Annotated in this window: 12 protein-coding genes; 2 read left to right on the top strand and 10 right to left on the bottom strand. The window is 45.5% G+C overall.

Translation table 11 applies throughout. The features are described 5' to 3' along the window. Nucleotides 1-15 precede the first annotated feature (15 nt). The 7 genes from CXM95_RS00465 to CXM95_RS00430 form a co-directional block, all read right to left on the bottom strand. Nucleotides 16-429, bottom strand: coding sequence for a phosphate-starvation-inducible PsiE family protein (locus CXM95_RS00465; protein WP_010748527.1), 414 nt, complete (start codon nucleotides 427-429; stop codon nucleotides 16-18). 297 nt (nucleotides 430-726) lie between these two features. Then, nucleotides 727-1,293, bottom strand: coding sequence for a hypothetical protein (locus CXM95_RS00460; RefSeq protein ID WP_086316739.1), 567 nt, complete (start codon nucleotides 1,291-1,293; stop codon nucleotides 727-729). Between the two features lie 266 nt (nucleotides 1,294-1,559). Next, nucleotides 1,560-2,063 carry a general stress protein gene (locus CXM95_RS00450; protein ID WP_008376644.1) on the bottom strand — a complete coding sequence of 168 codons (504 nt, stop codon included), beginning with the start codon at nucleotides 2,061-2,063 and terminating at the stop codon, nucleotides 1,560-1,562. A 242-nt stretch (nucleotides 2,064-2,305) separates the two neighbouring features. Further along, nucleotides 2,306-4,408: an SH3 domain-containing protein gene (locus CXM95_RS00445; RefSeq protein ID WP_101698733.1), complete on the bottom strand. Its 2,103-nt coding sequence runs from the start codon at nucleotides 4,406-4,408 to the stop codon at nucleotides 2,306-2,308. Nucleotides 4,409-4,629: 221 nt separating this feature from the next. Then, a complete protein-coding gene (locus CXM95_RS00440) occupies nucleotides 4,630-5,859 on the bottom strand; it encodes an L-lactate MFS transporter (protein WP_061053544.1) in 1,230 nt (409 codons plus the stop codon). 90 nt (nucleotides 5,860-5,949) lie between these two features. After that, on the bottom strand, nucleotides 5,950-8,376 hold the full coding sequence (locus CXM95_RS00435; protein WP_074535589.1) for a flavocytochrome c: 2,427 nt from the start codon (nucleotides 8,374-8,376) through the stop codon (nucleotides 5,950-5,952). Between the two features lie 18 nt (nucleotides 8,377-8,394). Then, complete coding sequence (locus CXM95_RS00430; RefSeq protein WP_008376652.1) at nucleotides 8,395-9,000, bottom strand: NADPH-dependent FMN reductase; 606 nt, start codon at nucleotides 8,998-9,000, stop codon at nucleotides 8,395-8,397. A gap of 263 nt (nucleotides 9,001-9,263) precedes the next feature. Here CXM95_RS00430 and CXM95_RS00425 point away from each other — a divergent pair, with 263 nt between their 5' ends. Next, nucleotides 9,264-10,178 (top strand): LysR family transcriptional regulator, encoded by a 915-nt coding sequence (locus tag CXM95_RS00425; protein ID WP_086294335.1) that lies wholly within the window; start codon nucleotides 9,264-9,266, stop codon nucleotides 10,176-10,178. Between the two features lie 65 nt (nucleotides 10,179-10,243). Here the strand turns inward: CXM95_RS00425 and CXM95_RS00420 are convergent, their stop codons facing one another. The 3 genes from CXM95_RS00420 to CXM95_RS00410 all read right to left on the bottom strand — a co-directional run bounded on the left by CXM95_RS00420 (nucleotide 10,244) and on the right by CXM95_RS00410 (nucleotide 13,464). After that, nucleotides 10,244-11,185: an FAD:protein FMN transferase gene (locus CXM95_RS00420; RefSeq protein ID WP_005232830.1), complete on the bottom strand. Its 942-nt coding sequence runs from the start codon at nucleotides 11,183-11,185 to the stop codon at nucleotides 10,244-10,246. Nucleotides 11,186-11,321: 136 nt separating this feature from the next. Next, nucleotides 11,322-12,530: an NAD(P)/FAD-dependent oxidoreductase gene (locus CXM95_RS00415; RefSeq protein ID WP_086332848.1), complete on the bottom strand. Its 1,209-nt coding sequence runs from the start codon at nucleotides 12,528-12,530 to the stop codon at nucleotides 11,322-11,324. A 31-nt stretch (nucleotides 12,531-12,561) separates the two neighbouring features. After that, complete coding sequence (locus tag CXM95_RS00410; protein WP_005226546.1) at nucleotides 12,562-13,464, bottom strand: prenyltransferase; 903 nt, start codon at nucleotides 13,462-13,464, stop codon at nucleotides 12,562-12,564. A gap of 93 nt (nucleotides 13,465-13,557) precedes the next feature. Here CXM95_RS00410 and CXM95_RS00405 point away from each other — a divergent pair, with 93 nt between their 5' ends. Then, nucleotides 13,558-14,538, top strand: coding sequence for a polyprenyl synthetase family protein (locus CXM95_RS00405; protein ID WP_101698732.1), 981 nt, complete (start codon nucleotides 13,558-13,560; stop codon nucleotides 14,536-14,538). The last annotated feature ends 26 nt before the right edge of the window (nucleotides 14,539-14,564 follow it).

The raw sequence follows: 14,564 nt of genomic DNA, 5'->3' as shown, positions 1-14,564 counted from the left end.
ATCGGATGATTTTTTTTACAGTCCTTTAGAACTATGAAAGGCTTTGAGTTTTTCCAACGCCTGCAGCACAATGATCAAGACCAAGATCGCTAAGGCCAAAAAGAGCGTTTCTAACCCTTTTCCTTGTGCCAAAAGTAGCTCTCTTAAAATTGCTGTAATACTGATCAAAATCAAGTAACGCACCGGAATATGGTGACCTTCTTTTACGTAACGCAATAACATCAAAATAATTTCCAGTAAAATAAACAATGTCGCGATCTCTTCGATCAATAAGGAAAGATCGCTAACTTCATGCAGTGGGATCACATGGACAACGATTTTGTAGATCGCTTCCGCCATCACCACCAAAACCAACAGAACCAACAGTCCTAACATAATATCAACAATCACACTAATCATTTTTTCGAAGTGCTTAAAATACTTTCCCATAACACCCCTCCTCGCACTTATTATAGCGAAACTACTCAGAATCACTTTATGATATGCTTGCAAGTGCAGCTTTTTTTATGGAGGCAGTGAATAAAAACGTAAGACAGCTCTTTTCTGTTCCAGCAATCCTCCAAAAAACCTTCCTCTTTGCTACTTTTTGAAGTCTCAGAGTGAGGAATCGCGCATCCTTCGTGCACTTGGTGTGTTCGTGGCTCTGAACATAAGCAAATAAAAAAGCTAGGCACAAGGCCTAGCTGAAATGGTCCCTTTAGATGAGATTGATTTTTACAGTCAGGCTCAGTGAGCCCCTTCGACTGTTAGATCAACATTTTCACTCGTATCTTCCGCGGCTTCGTCGTCGCTATTGGAGGTTTCTGAAGACGGCTCAGTCGTTTCACTGCTGGAGCTGCTTGTTGTAGTACTGGTCGAACTCGTACTGGAAGAGCTTGAAGAACTGCTGCTAGCGCTACTGCTAGAAGTATCGCTGGTGGTGGTTGATCCGCCACTCGGAGCGGTACTCGAACTGCTTTCGCTACTTGCAGAAGTGCTGACGCTAGGATCTGTCTCTGCTTCACTTACGGAAACAGACGTGCCTTCATTTGTCGACGCTTCGATCGAGCGACTAGTCGTTGAAGACGATGTGTAAGAACTAACACTGGCTTCATAAAAAATCTGACTGGAATCAGAGGTTTCTTCGATACTGCTGCTTGCTGTCTGGTAAGGTGGCTCGGAGGAACTACTGGAAGAATCTCGTACAAAGGGCGCAGCCACAAAGGCATTGGCGTCTTGATTGATCGCCACACTCAAAAAAACCGCAACAAAACAACTGACTAATGCCGACTGCATATTGAACTTGAATTTCATCGCACTCCCCATCCTTTCCCCAAAAATGTGGTTGGCTCTTCCGACAACGCTCTATCTCATTCTTATATTATACAAAAAAAAGCAATCGTCAACAAATTAAGTTTTATTTTCAAAAATGACAAAGACATAATTGTCCGTTGCACAAAAAAAGCCCGAGGACAACTGCCGATCACCTGCGGGCCCATCCCTTCACTAAGGGTTGGCAGGTGCGACGGATGCTTGTTCCTCTGGCTTTAATGATTCCTTTATTGTTTAACCCCTTCTATTTATAAGTTACGCAGATGGTTGGGGTCATGGATCGGTGCTTCAATATCGCTGTCTCCCATGCGGGGCGTTGGATGGACGGACTCATCTGGCATTGCTGTTTCGCCTGGTAACGGTTGATCGATGATCGGACCAGTATCTGCATCACGATCGGTTATTTTGTCCATCGGCTGATAATCGTAGACACCGACAACGAGTTTGTCTCGTTCAAGGTCATCACGATAACCATATAACGGATCATGCTCATCATGCCTATGATCGGAATCGCCGAAAGAAAAAGCATCTTTGATTTTTTCCCAAAGCGAACGATCTTCATCCTCACTAGCTGCCTGCTCCACTTCCACATCGTCGATGGATTCTAACCCAAATTGATCGATGACTGTTTGATTCGCAAACAGCACGATATCCTCTTTGCCATAGCCTTCGTTTGTCAATTGCTCAATAACCGGTAATACTTCTGTTCGAGTGTCGTAACTGCCAATAATCGTTAGGTTTCTGTTGTGCATGTGAAATCCTCCTTATTTTGTGTACGCTTCGATCGTTCTGGTTCTGAAGCAATTCCTTTAAAACTAGCAATTTCTATTGCTTCTTTCATTCTAACGCAGGGTTCTATGATTGACCAAATAGTTTGATTGCGCTTACGGAAAACAAGCGGTTTCTTGAAAAAAAAACTAGCTGCTCCGGAAGAAGCGGATCCATCATAAAAAAACCGCGTGAGCCAATGGCTTGCACGCGGTTTTTTTGCTTGTTACTTGGAAACGATCAGTTTTTGACCGACAAAGATCGTATAGCTGCTGTTGATGTTGTTCCATGATGCGAGTTGGCTGATGCTGGTATTATATTTTTGTGCCAGTGACCATAAGCTGTCCCCTGATTTCACCGTGTGCGTCTTCGTTGAACTGCTGCTGGTATTCGTATTAGAAGACCCACTGCTAGCAGACGTCAAGTAGGCACCACTGACCCAGCCTTTGCCAGAAACATAATACCATTTGTTCGTGCCATTGACGGTCGTCCCGGTTTTTGTTGCGGTAACCGTGACGGTTGCTCCTTTACTTAAAGAACCAGTAATACTACTGCTGGTAGAAGCATCGGAACGAACATTTAAAATCTCGGTGGTTTTCATTTGCTGATTTGTGGTTGTTGAACCGTTATTATTGGAAGAGCTGCTGGTTGTTGTCAAGTAGGCACCACTGACCCAACCTTTGCCAGAAACGTAGTACCACGTTTTATTGCCTTCCACTGAAGTGCCGTTCTTTTTCGCTGTCACGGTAACGGTCACCCCTTGACCAAGCGTTGTCACGACACGGCTGCTGGTAGAAGCATCGGAGCGGACATTCAATGCGGCCGTCGTTTTCATTTGTTGATTGATACTTGAACCATTGTCTTCTTTTTCCGCTTCAGAAGCATTATTGTTGGTCACTTCAGTAAGGTAGGCACCGCTGACCCAACCTTTGCCAGAGACATAATACCAATTTTTGTTGCCATTGACTGATGTGCCGGTTTTCATGGAAGTGGCAGTAAAGGTCGTGCCTTTGCTAAGTGACCCTACCACTGATCCGCTAGTGGACGCGCTAGAACGAATATTCATCGCTTCCGTCGTCTTCATTTGCTTGTTGATCGTCGTACCGGAATTGCCATTGTCAGAACCGGTGTTGCCTGATCCGCTATTGTTGTTTGAAGAGTCGGTCGAAACCTTCGTCAAATACGCGCCGCTGACCCAACCTTTGCCAGAAATCTTATACCACGTGGTGTTGCCATTGACGCTGGTGCCGGTTTTGGTCGCCGTTGCCGTAAACGTCGTATTAGCTGCTAACGAACCAGTAATAGAGGCACTGGTGGAAGCATCGGAACGAATATTCATAGATGACGTGGTTTTCATCTGCTGATTGATCGCTGTTTCATCACTGACGATCGTTTCATTGCTATTGCCGCCACCTGTGTTTGAGCTGCCAGTATCATATTGCGTTAAATTATACGTACTGATCAAATTGTTTAATTTGCTGGCATAAGAAGTATCGGTTGCATACCGCCCTTGTAGCCAAGCGGTTGCTTGCGTGTAAGAGGTCGTATTGCTTTTCCATGCACCGCTGTAATAGTAGTTGCCGCTAGAAAAACTCGTGTTGCGCAACACATATGCATTGTCTTCAAAAGACTCTTTTAATGATGGGTATTTCCGAAACTTAGCGCTGATCAAATAATAATTGCCAGAACCATCATCTTCATAGGTATCCATCGTCACGTATTGGCCGTTGTAGCTGCCTTTGATCCCAAACATATTGTTGGCCGTGGTCGTCAAAGTCGAGGCGCCCCAACCTGATTCCAAAATCGCTTGTGCCATCATAACAGAAGCATACAGATCGTTTGCTGCCGCCACTTCCGTTGCATAGCCGCAAATCTGAGTGATAAAGGCAGCCGGATCGATCGTTGCCCGTGAAAATAATGCCCGACTAGTCAAATCAGAAAGGGCTGATGGTACTTCATCTGCTTCTAAGACTTCATCACTAGCGACTGTTGTGCTTTCTGTCGTCGCTGTTTCTGATCCCTCAGTAACTGCTTCAGCTCCTGACTCCTCCGTTATTTCCGAAGTTTCTTCGGTCACAACAGGTGCTGTCGTCGATTCTGTCGTTTCCTCAACCGGCGTGCTGTCGGTTTCTGGTGTAGTGTTTGTTGTTTGTTCAACGACCTTAAGGTCATTGCTGGTTTCTGTCGTTGCCGTTTCAGCCGCATGCCCTAAGGTCGGGATAAACGTTGATCCCGCTACTAAAGTAGTAGCCATCGTAATACTTTTTTGGGTATATTGCGTGCGCTTCAAGCGCTTTTCTAAGCGGCGTCGTTCTTTACGAATTGTCATTTAATCCCTCCGTCGTATTAGCCTTTTTTTATTGTAACACGATTTATTAAAAAATGGGGGGTTAAGATGAAAAAACAGTGAAATCAACGAGATAAATTCTTGCTATGAAACAGTTTTCTCTTTTGCTTCATCAGCCAATACTCTGTTCTAAAAAAAGAAAAAAGAGTTGTTTTAGCACAAAAAAAGCAGCCTTTATCAAAAAGACTACTTTTGGTGAATTGTTATTTAATAACAGGTGCGGGCTTTTTGGCTTTTTTTAGCATCGCATAGCCTATGTTGAGAACAAGTCCAAAAACTGCTAAGAAAATTGCCGTATAGAAGGCTTTTGTATAATCTCCTTGGTTACTTTCTGCGATTGCTGCTGCCACTCTGGGGCCAAAGAATGCCGCCGTAGAATAACCAATAAAGACGATTCCATAGTTGACCCCTTGATTGATCGGTCCGTAATTTTCCATAACGATCGATGGGAAAACCCCCATCACGCCCCCGAAGCACAGTCCTAAACCGATGATCCCGACAGTGAAGATCACAGTTGTTTGACCAAGCGTCAATAAGAATAAGGACAATGCCACCACGCCATAGATGATCATCAACGTATTCGTCCGACCAATTTTATCAGAAACGGTGCCCCAAAGGACACGACCAAAACAGTTGCTCAATGAGTACAAGCTGACATAAAAGGCAGCGGCAGCGGCCGTCAAACCAAACATACTTTGCCCGATCACTGAGGCGTTGGAAGCAATCATCAAACCTGAGAAAGCCCCTACCCCTAACATAACAATAATCAAGTAAAAAGTTGGTGTCTTCAGCATGTCCAACCAATTTAGATTGATTTGAGGACCATTTTTTCCTTGATCCGCTGGTTGCCAACCTGCTGGACGGTAATTTTCTGGTGCTTTACGAATAAATAGACTAGCCACCAAGACGATCACGATATAGGCAATTCCTAAAATCCGAAACGCCGCTAAGACATCTTGTGATTCGATCAAACGATTCGCAATCGGTGCGGCAATAATCGCTGCCCCACCCATACCTGCTGTGATCAAGCCCGAAGCCAGTCCCCGTTTATCCGGGAATAACCGAATCGTATTGCTTAAACAAGCCGAATAGGCAAAGCCTTGCCCTAAACCAGCAAAGACTCCATAAGTCAGGTACAGCATAGCGGGTGAGTTGACCAAACCCGTCAGGAAGAAACCTGCTCCGAACAACACGCCTCCACCAGCGATGACCCATCTAGCGGCTCCTCGGTCTGTCAGCAAACCACCCAAAATCATGGTAATCGGGCCAACTGCGGCATTGATGGTAAAGGCTAGCATGATCTCTTCCATGGACCAACCTTTTAATTGACTAAGAGGTCCTGCAAAGACACTAAAGGCGTATACAGCGCCCGTACACAGCAACACTGCGGTCGAAGCGATCAGAATCAGCCAGCGATTGATTTTTGTTTCCATTTTTTCTCTCCTTTATTTTAAGCATGTTACTTTATTCACATGTTTTTTCAAAAGCTAGCGCGCGTGACAAGTCACAACGCGCAAGGCTTTTTATTCGAGATGTTCTGCGACTGCTGTCTTTCCAGCAATCCGGCCAAAAGTAAAGATGTCTGTCAACGAATTGCCGCCTAAGCGATTGCCGGCATGGATCCCCCCAGCAACTTCTCCTGCTGCATACAGTCCTTCAATGATTTGATCTTCCTTCGTCAACACATGGGTTTGCGGATCGATCTTCAATCCTCCCATCGTGTGGTGAACCGCTGGTTTTCTTGGTGTGGCATAGAAAGGCGCTTTTTCCACTTTCAAGTCGAAAACATCTTTGCCAAACTCTGGGTCTTTCCCAGCATCCACATAGCTGTTGTATTTCGCAACGGTCGCCTCTAAGACGGCTGGATCAACATTGATCTGCTCTGCCAGGCCAGCCAAGGTCTCACTGCGGAACAGCGTACCAGCAGCTACTTGCTTATCGATTTTTTCTTGGCTCGTGTTATAAGCGGTTTTCTTGATCTCTTCATCCGCGATCAAATAGAACAATCCGCCATTATCGATCGCCGCTTGGGTCAATACATCGCGACTTTCGTATTCATTGACAAAGCGCTCACCCTTTTGATTGACCATCACAAAGTTAGCTGGCGGCACTTGCAGCCCACTGAATAAAGCCCCTGTGTTCGGATCAGATACGGGCATCATTTGTGAAAAGCCCATGCCAACAAGGTCCGCGCCAGCACTTTCCCCTAGTTTGATCCCGTCACCAGTGATCGCTGGTGAATTTGACGTTTTGATATCGTCTTCGATCTCTGTCCAATAGGTATTGTATTGTTTCAACATTTTGGTGTTCGCTCCGAACCCGCCGGAAGCCAAAATCACTGCTTTGGCATGGATTGTGATTTTTTGACCGTTACGGCCTTCCCCGATGATTCCAGTAACCTTACCATCTTCGATCAATAATTCTTTGACAGGCGTATCGGTTAAGATCGTTCCGCCATGTTCTTTCACGAATTGATGCAAAGCCGATACAAAGGCATACCCTTCGTTTTTGACTGGTTTATGCCCACGGCGCCATTTCGCTCCTACTGGCATATCGACATTGTTCATATCAAATTCTACGCCGATTTCTTCTAACCATTTCACTGAGGCCAATGCTTGATCCGTCAAGATTTTCACTAGCTCGTACTTCCCATAGATCGGTTGCCCATTCAAATCTTTTCGTTTTCCGCCTAGATAAGTTTGGATTCGATGCCACAAAGCAGAATCAAACAAGTATTCTTTTTCTGGCGTCGTTTCTGAAAGATACGCAGTGATTTGTGCCTTCAAAGCTTTGAAGTCTGGCAAGTATTCTGCATCGATGTCTTGTTCATCGATCGTCAGCACTTCTTCTAAAGCACTGCGTTCGCCAGGCAATGCGGAGAAGCCGTTTTGCCATTTTGGATCCGCAGCATTCATCGGTCCGCCAGTACGTACGGTATTGCCGCCGATCGCTGGGAATTTTTCTACTAAGATCACGTCTTTATTGGCTTGCAGCACACTGGCAGCTGCACTCAGACCTGCGCCACCGCCACCTACGACAACGACATCGGTAGTATACGTTTCATCTTCTGTTTGTAAAGCACTGGCGGCTTTTGGACGTTTGCGCAAGACATCTGGGTTCGCACCAGCCATTTTCACGGCTTTTGCTACCCCATCGACGACACCGTTACTAGTAACCGAAGCACCAGAGATCGCATCGACATTTAAGGTTTGCCCTTCAATAATCTCTTGAGGAATCCGTACGAAAACGACATCAGCGATCCCTTCTGATTCACCAGACGTATCGATATCGATGGCTTCGATCCGTTCTTCGCTCAATTTGACGACCATTGGTAGATCCCCGTTATGTCCTGGTGCTGTGACGGTGTATTCACCAGGCTCATAAACGACTTCTTCTGGTACGTTCAACAAATTAGCGACTTCCGTAAACCGAACGAACTTGCGGAAACAGCTTTCCAAAAAGTCGATCGTTCGTTGATCTTTTAAATTGCCTTGTTCATCAAAGGCTTGATGCGCACGCCCCAGCAAGAACTCATTTCCTGGCATGACTGTCGCATTGACACCTGGAGCGTCAAGGATTTGGCGCAAATGAAGCTGTGCTCGGGAGGAGCCTTGCACATCGTAGGATGCGCCGACGATCATCACTGGTTTGCCATCAAAGGGATGGAGATTGAAGGAGAGCCATTCCAAGACGCTTTTCAATGCGGAAGGAATCGAATGGTTATGCTCTGGTGTTGCGATAATCACTCCATCGGCTGCTAAAATCTTGCTATTTAACCGTTGGATCACTTCGCTATTGGTTTGATCTTGTGTTTCATTGAACATTGGAACATCCTTGATTTCCAGCAGTTCAATTTCTGCTAGGGCAGCAAATTCTCGCTGCATAAACGCTACTAATTGGCGATTGGTCGATTTTTTGGCGTTCGTTCCGATTAGGCCGACAAATTTCATGACTAGTTCCTCTCTTTCTTATGCTTGTTCCCACGAAAATTTCTTTGCTCGTTCTTTAGCCGTTGAATATTCACTGACCAGACGGTTCGTGATTTCGACGAACAAGACAAATTCATTGAAACAGTCTTCTAGTTCGGCAACTTTTTCGTTATCGATCAAGTTTCCTTGTTCATCGAAGGCTTGCATGGAATGCCCTAACAAAAATTCCGCACTCGGCATGATTCGGGCTTTTACTTCAGGCGCATCTAAGATCTGACGCAAGTGGGCTTGGGCTCTCGATGAACCTAATGCACCAAGAGAAGCACCCGTGATCATCACTGGTTTATCGATCAAAGGCCGCGTCGTATAAGAAAGCCATTCGATCATGCTTTTTAACACCGCTGGGATCGAGTGGTCGTATTCTGGTGTACTGATGATTACCCCATCTGCTGCTTCGATCTTCTCTGACAAGGCTTGGACTGCCGCTGGTGCCGTCCGATCTTCTGGTTCATTAAATGCCGGCAGATCACTGATTTCGCAAAGTTCGATCTCCGCTTGGTCACTAAAATGGCTTTGAATAAATTGCAGTAAGCGACGGTTGGTCGAACGCGTCGAGTTGGTTCCTACGATTCCAATCAATTTCATTATCATCTCTCCTAATTGTGAATAATTTAACATTTAACAAAAAATAAAAAGTTTTTGACCATTGGCTTTGATTTCTTTTTTCAATCGTTTCTCAAGTTGTTTTTTATGACCTACTGAGATGAAAGGCTTCTTCCTAAACAAAAAAATCTTCCCCAAGTACCCATTAAGTGTACGGCTGAATTCTTTATTTGTGAAATATTTATTTAATTATCCATCGATAACAAATTTGTTATAATGAGAAAAATGACCAGGAGGACAACGCGATGGCACTTAAAGATTCCCATCTGATGCTGCAATACCTCGATACCTTGTTAAAGCATAGCAACTACACCAAAGCCGCCAAAGATCTCTACATTTCACAGCCTTACTTGACGCAAACCGTGAAACGAGCCGAGCAAGAGCTAGGGACCCCCATCATCAATCGGCAGCCGGGACATTTTCAACTGACGGAAGCTGGTAAAATCTATTATCAATATCTAGAAACCTTGGAAACAGAATCTGCCAAATTGAAAAGTCGGCTGTCTTGGTATACCGCGACCGAGAAGCGTTCTTTGCGCTTAGGCATCTTGCCAAGCCTTGGTTCTTACCTGCTGCCGCTCTTTTTGCCTGCGTATTATGAACACTATCCCAACGTGCACTTTTTCTTGCGGGAAGACCTGCCGAAGCACAATGAAAAACGCCTGCTGAATGGGCAGCTGGACTTTTTTATCGGACAAAATCCTGAGACGATCGCACCGAATCTAACGGTCCACAGTACCAATCAAGAACGGTATCTAGCGATCATTCCGCCTTGTTCTTCCCTGTATCAACCAGAGAAGCGGTATTTAGCGCCTGATTCATTGGCCGTCAAAGACTTGCTGCAAAGTCCATTGATTTTGACCGCCAGCGGCTCGGCGATTCGGCGCCAAATCGATCAATTGCTGCAAAAATACAAAGTAGAGGCGACGGTTCTCATAGAAAGCAGCAATATTTATACAGCAGCGGCATTGGCAGAAAACAACCTTGGGATTGCGATCGTACCAGAAAGCGTGCTACAAGCAGCGACCGCGACCCCTTTTAATCTTTATCCAATGCCAGAGGAACTCTTGTCCCTCACCTATTTTATTGCCCACCAAGCCGAACGGGCATTGTCAAACAGCGAAGCCGCCTTGATCGAGGCCTTTTTGCACCACGTCTAACTTTCTTTTTTTACAAAAAAAACAAGCAGCGATCACCTATATTCCTAGGTAGTCGCTGCTTGTTTTCATTCTGCTGTTGGCGTTTCGATCAAACGTGCTAATTCTTGCGGATAGATCAATTCACCTTGTTTGGTAATGACTAATCCAGTGATCCCTTCTAACGGCGCCAGCTCCTGCAAGATGGCTGGTGGCTCTTTGCCGAATAAGCGGGTCGTCCAAATCTCTCCATCAACCGATTTGTCGGATAGAATCGTGACACTGGCAATGGCTGACTCTAACGGATAGCCCGTTTCTCGATCAAAGATATGATGATAGGTCTTGCCCGCTACCTGATAGGTTCGTTCATAGATCCCTGATGTAACGACTGACTGATTGTGTACCTTCAACGCGGCGACAAAATTCCCTCTTGGCAAGAAAGGATTTTGGATCCCGATCCGCCAATAGCCATCAGCATGGCTCGGGGCATCGCCGTAAGTCACCACATTGCCCCCAAGATCGATCAAAGCTGCTGTGACACCGACCTGCTTGAAATACGCCATCAACAAATCAGCAAAATACCCTTTCGCAACGGCCCCTAGATCAAGCTTCATGCCGGCAGCTAACCCAACGGTCTGCAGCGTTTCATCCAAAACGATCTTGGCGGGATCAGTCTTTGGCAGCAGTTCAGCGATTTTCTCAGGCGTTGGTAGATGGGCATCTTGAAACCCGATTCGCCATTCCTGCACTAAAGGACCGATGGCAATATTTAAGTAGCTATCTTTTGGCAAGCTATGGGTTTTCCCTAGTGCGATCAATTCAACCAATTCCGGTGTGGCGGCGATCGCTCCTTGTCCTGCCTGCTGATTGATCTGCATCAACTCCGACGTAGGGTCATTGGCACTAAAACGCTGTTCAAAGGCCGCGGCTCTTTTCGCTGCTTCCTCTAAGATCACTTCTGGGGTTTCATGCTGCACCCAAATCGTGATCACCGTTCCCATTCCCTGTAACACTCGTTGACCTTCTGCCATTGTCCTTGCTCCTTTGTCCTCTTCTTTTGGCTATCATAGCAGTTTCTGGGAGAAAAAAGTAGTCTGCGGGATGCCGCCACTGCTTTTTTTGAAAAAAAACTGCGAGGTCACCCTCGCAGTCTGCTGTCTCTATTGCTCAATGATAAAAGTCGAAGCGGCCTTTCGCCAATACTTCTTTGACCCCACCGGTTTGGTACAAGGAACGGTCCATAATGGCTTTTTTCACCACGGAAGCGGGATAGCCTTTGATGCCCATTTTCCCTACTAAGCCAAAGGCATGGGTATTGCCGATCGACGCCACTGAACCTAATGATTCAAAGTGGAAATCTGTTGGTTTTTCCCCGTTCATTTGACGTAAGATATTTTTACCCGCATGCTGCCCCATCTTCAAAGCGATTTGAGCCGTTGTTGGATACGGGCGATTGGTCGCTGGGTCCATGACTGCTGAAACATCACCGACAACATAGACGTTACTATGATCAGGGTCTGTTAGGTCTTGATTGACCATCACACGACCACGACGAGCAGAAAAGTCTGATTCAGCCATCACATGGCTGCCGCTGACGCCTGTGGTCCAAACGATGGTTTTGGCTGATAATTCAGCTGTTGCTCCTGTATCGGCATCATCTTGATAGACAACGACACCCGATTTGATTGATTTGATGGGTTTACCAGTCAGGAAGTTCACGCCCCATTTAACGAGATTTTTGATCCCATAATCCGATAGTTTTTCATCAAACATCGGTAATAAACGAGTCACTGCTTCGACACAATACAGTTTGATGTCTTCTGGCTTGACGCCTGCTGCTTTCGCAAAGGTTTTACGGTTTTCCACCAATGAACCTAGCAATTCGATTCCGGTAAAACCAGCACCGCAGACAACGATTTTTAGGTAGTCAGGATTTTGTGTTTCTTTGTATGCCTTCATTTGTTTCAACAAATGATGATAGATGTTTTCTGCGGAGTCGACATCCACCATTTCCAACGCATGCTCCTCGACACCAGGGATCCCGAATGATTCTGATTCAAAGCCTAATGCCACGATCAAATAATCATACGTGCACGTGGATTGATCTTTAAAAACGATCACTTGCTGGTTACGATCGATCGACGCCACTTCCTTTTGAACAAAGCTCGTCTTTTGGGGACGAACGACATCATTGATGGGATAGCAAATACGGTCTCTTGGTTGCGTACCAGCCGCAACTTCATGAAGATCGGTTGCCTCATAATGATAATCGTTTTTGTCGATCAATGTGATGTGAAACGCTTCTTTTGCTCCTTGCAGTACGTGCAATGCTCGCAATCCAGCATACCCTGCTCCTAAAATGACAACTTCCTTCATGTTTCCTTACTTCCTTTCTTTGCTGTAAAAATTATAAAATCAAACCAATCGCAAAACTCAGCACTTGTACGCATGCTCCGACCGCAAGGATCCGAACGGCACAAATGAAGGTCTCTCTTTTGATTTGTTTTTGCATAAATCGTTTTGTCTGTTGCCAGACAAAGGGCGCCGCGAAAAAGGTCAGAACCAGTGACCAAGGCGCAATGTTGAGGGCAACTGAGGCAATGATCGCAACAAACGCCAAGACGTTCATTGTGATAAATAATTTCAACGCACGGGCTTTACCAAGGTAATGCACCAGCGTATAGCGCTCATTTTTTTCATCCTCTTCCAGATCACAAATGTTGTTTGCCAGCATCAAGTTGGCGATCCATAATGTGTTGGGTAATGAGATCAAGAAAATACTGCCAATCGTGGCAATATTCCATTCAAAGGTTTGATAGGCATTAAGGTAGACACAGATCAACGAGATCATAAAGCCCATCGTAAAGCCGGAAAAGAACTCGCCTAAAGGCAAACTAGAAAGCGGCCGTGGACCAGAGGAATAAAAGATCCCGACTAGGTAACAATACAGCCCCATCCAAAAGAGCGGCCAACCAACTACCATTGCCAAGGCGATTCCCATGGCGGCGGAAACGATGATCATGGAGACCATCAACCAAAAAACCAATTTGACAGACAACTGTTCCCGACCAATGATATTGGTTTTTTCTTTGTAATCATGCCCTTCTGTGGCATGATGGTAATCGTTGTAGTTATCTAAAATATCCACCGCCATATTGAAGATCAGCATGGCAATGAAATACAACAAGACATAGCCAAGATGAATCGTTTGATAATTGTACCAGCTGTAGCAGACACCAATAAAAAATGGCAAAATACTGGCGGTTTTTGCTTTAAATTCGACAAGTTCTAAAAATACAGGTAGCGTCACAACTTCACCTCCTTTAGTGAGTGCATTAAACTAGTCAATCACGCCCCTTTACGCTAGAATAAGGGCTGAATGACTGTTAGAAAGGGTTATACTATGTTTGACTTTTGGATCGATTATCCGACGATCGAACAACGATTGAAAACCGTATGTTCCATCATTGAAGAACACGTTACTGTTCGTAACAAAGAGATACAAGATGTTTTGATCGACTTTACTTATTCAGGTGGAAAAATGCTGCGGCCAGCGCTCTTTTTTTTGTTTGCTGACTTAGGCGATCCCCATCATAAAAAAACCGACCAATTAACAAAAATTGCTGCTTCTCTAGAAATTTTACACATGGCCACTTTGATCCATGACGACATTATTGACGATTCGCCGCTGCGGCGCAGTCAAGTCACTGTTCAAGCCAAATATGGCAAGGATATCGCGGTCTACACGGGTGATCTTCTGTTCACCCAATTTTTTGAGCTTTTGATCGAAAGTATGAATGGCTCCCCGTTTTTAAAAACCAACGCACAAGCCATGAAACGACTCCTTTTAGGTGAGCTTGATCAAATGCACACTCGCTACAACATCCATGAATCGATTGACGACTATCTACAAAGCATCAACGGCAAAACCGCTGAACTGTTTTGGCTCGCTTGTCTCGAAGGCGCTCATTTTGGCGGCCTCGACACAGAAAACCAAGAACGAGCTGGTGAGATCGGGCGCAACATCGGGATCGCCTTTCAAGTATTCGACGATATTCTCGACTACACCTCTGATAGTGGCACCTTGAAAAAACCGATTCTAGAAGATTTGGCGCAAGGGGTCTATACCTTGCCGCTGCTATTTGCCAAAGAACAGGCACCTGCAGCATTCGCTCCTTATTTGAATAAAAAAGCAGCACTCTCCTTGGCAGAAGCCCAAGAAGTTGCGGATCTTGTCGTCCGTTACGGCGGTGTCGAAAAAGCGCGCGCTTTCGCGGTCACCTACACGCAAAAAGCCTTAGACGACATCGATCTGCTGCCAGAAGCACCTAGCAAGGCCAAAATTCGTTCATTAACTGAACTGCTCTTGCAGCGCAATTACTGAGCCATAGAGCAATGATAAGAAAAGCG

The sequence above is a fragment of the Enterococcus sp. CR-Ec1 genome, from assembly GCF_002850555.1.
In the GTDB taxonomy this organism is placed as follows: Bacteria; Bacillota; Bacilli; order Lactobacillales; family Enterococcaceae; genus Enterococcus_D; species Enterococcus_D entomosocium.
This window is presented reverse-complemented; position numbering and strand designations above follow the sequence as displayed.

Bases quoted from the DNA above. Each gene is read 5' to 3' on its own strand.
- CXM95_RS00435 (WP_074535589.1), bottom strand. From the start codon at position 8,376: ATGAAATTTGTCGGCCTAATCGGAACGAACGCCAAAAAATCGACCAAT.
- CXM95_RS00420 (WP_005232830.1), bottom strand. From the start codon at position 11,185: ATGGCAGAAGGTCAACGAGTGTTACAGGGAATGGGAACGGTGATCACG.
- CXM95_RS00445 (WP_101698733.1), bottom strand. From the start codon at position 4,408: ATGACAATTCGTAAAGAACGACGCCGCTTAGAAAAGCGCTTGAAGCGC.
- CXM95_RS00450 (WP_008376644.1), bottom strand. From the start codon at position 2,063: ATGCACAACAGAAACCTAACGATTATTGGCAGTTACGACACTCGAACA.
- CXM95_RS00425 (WP_086294335.1), top strand. From the start codon at position 9,264: ATGGCACTTAAAGATTCCCATCTGATGCTGCAATACCTCGATACCTTG.
- CXM95_RS00405 (WP_101698732.1), top strand. From the start codon at position 13,558: ATGTTTGACTTTTGGATCGATTATCCGACGATCGAACAACGATTGAAA.
- CXM95_RS00440 (WP_061053544.1), bottom strand. From the start codon at position 5,859: ATGGAAACAAAAATCAATCGCTGGCTGATTCTGATCGCTTCGACCGCA.
- CXM95_RS00460 (WP_086316739.1), bottom strand. From the start codon at position 1,293: ATGAAATTCAAGTTCAATATGCAGTCGGCATTAGTCAGTTGTTTTGTT.
- CXM95_RS00430 (WP_008376652.1), bottom strand. From the start codon at position 9,000: ATGAAATTGATTGGAATCGTAGGAACCAACTCGACGCGTTCGACCAAC.
- CXM95_RS00465 (WP_010748527.1), bottom strand. From the start codon at position 429: ATGGGAAAGTATTTTAAGCACTTCGAAAAAATGATTAGTGTGATTGTT.
- CXM95_RS00415 (WP_086332848.1), bottom strand. From the start codon at position 12,530: ATGAAGGAAGTTGTCATTTTAGGAGCAGGGTATGCTGGATTGCGAGCA.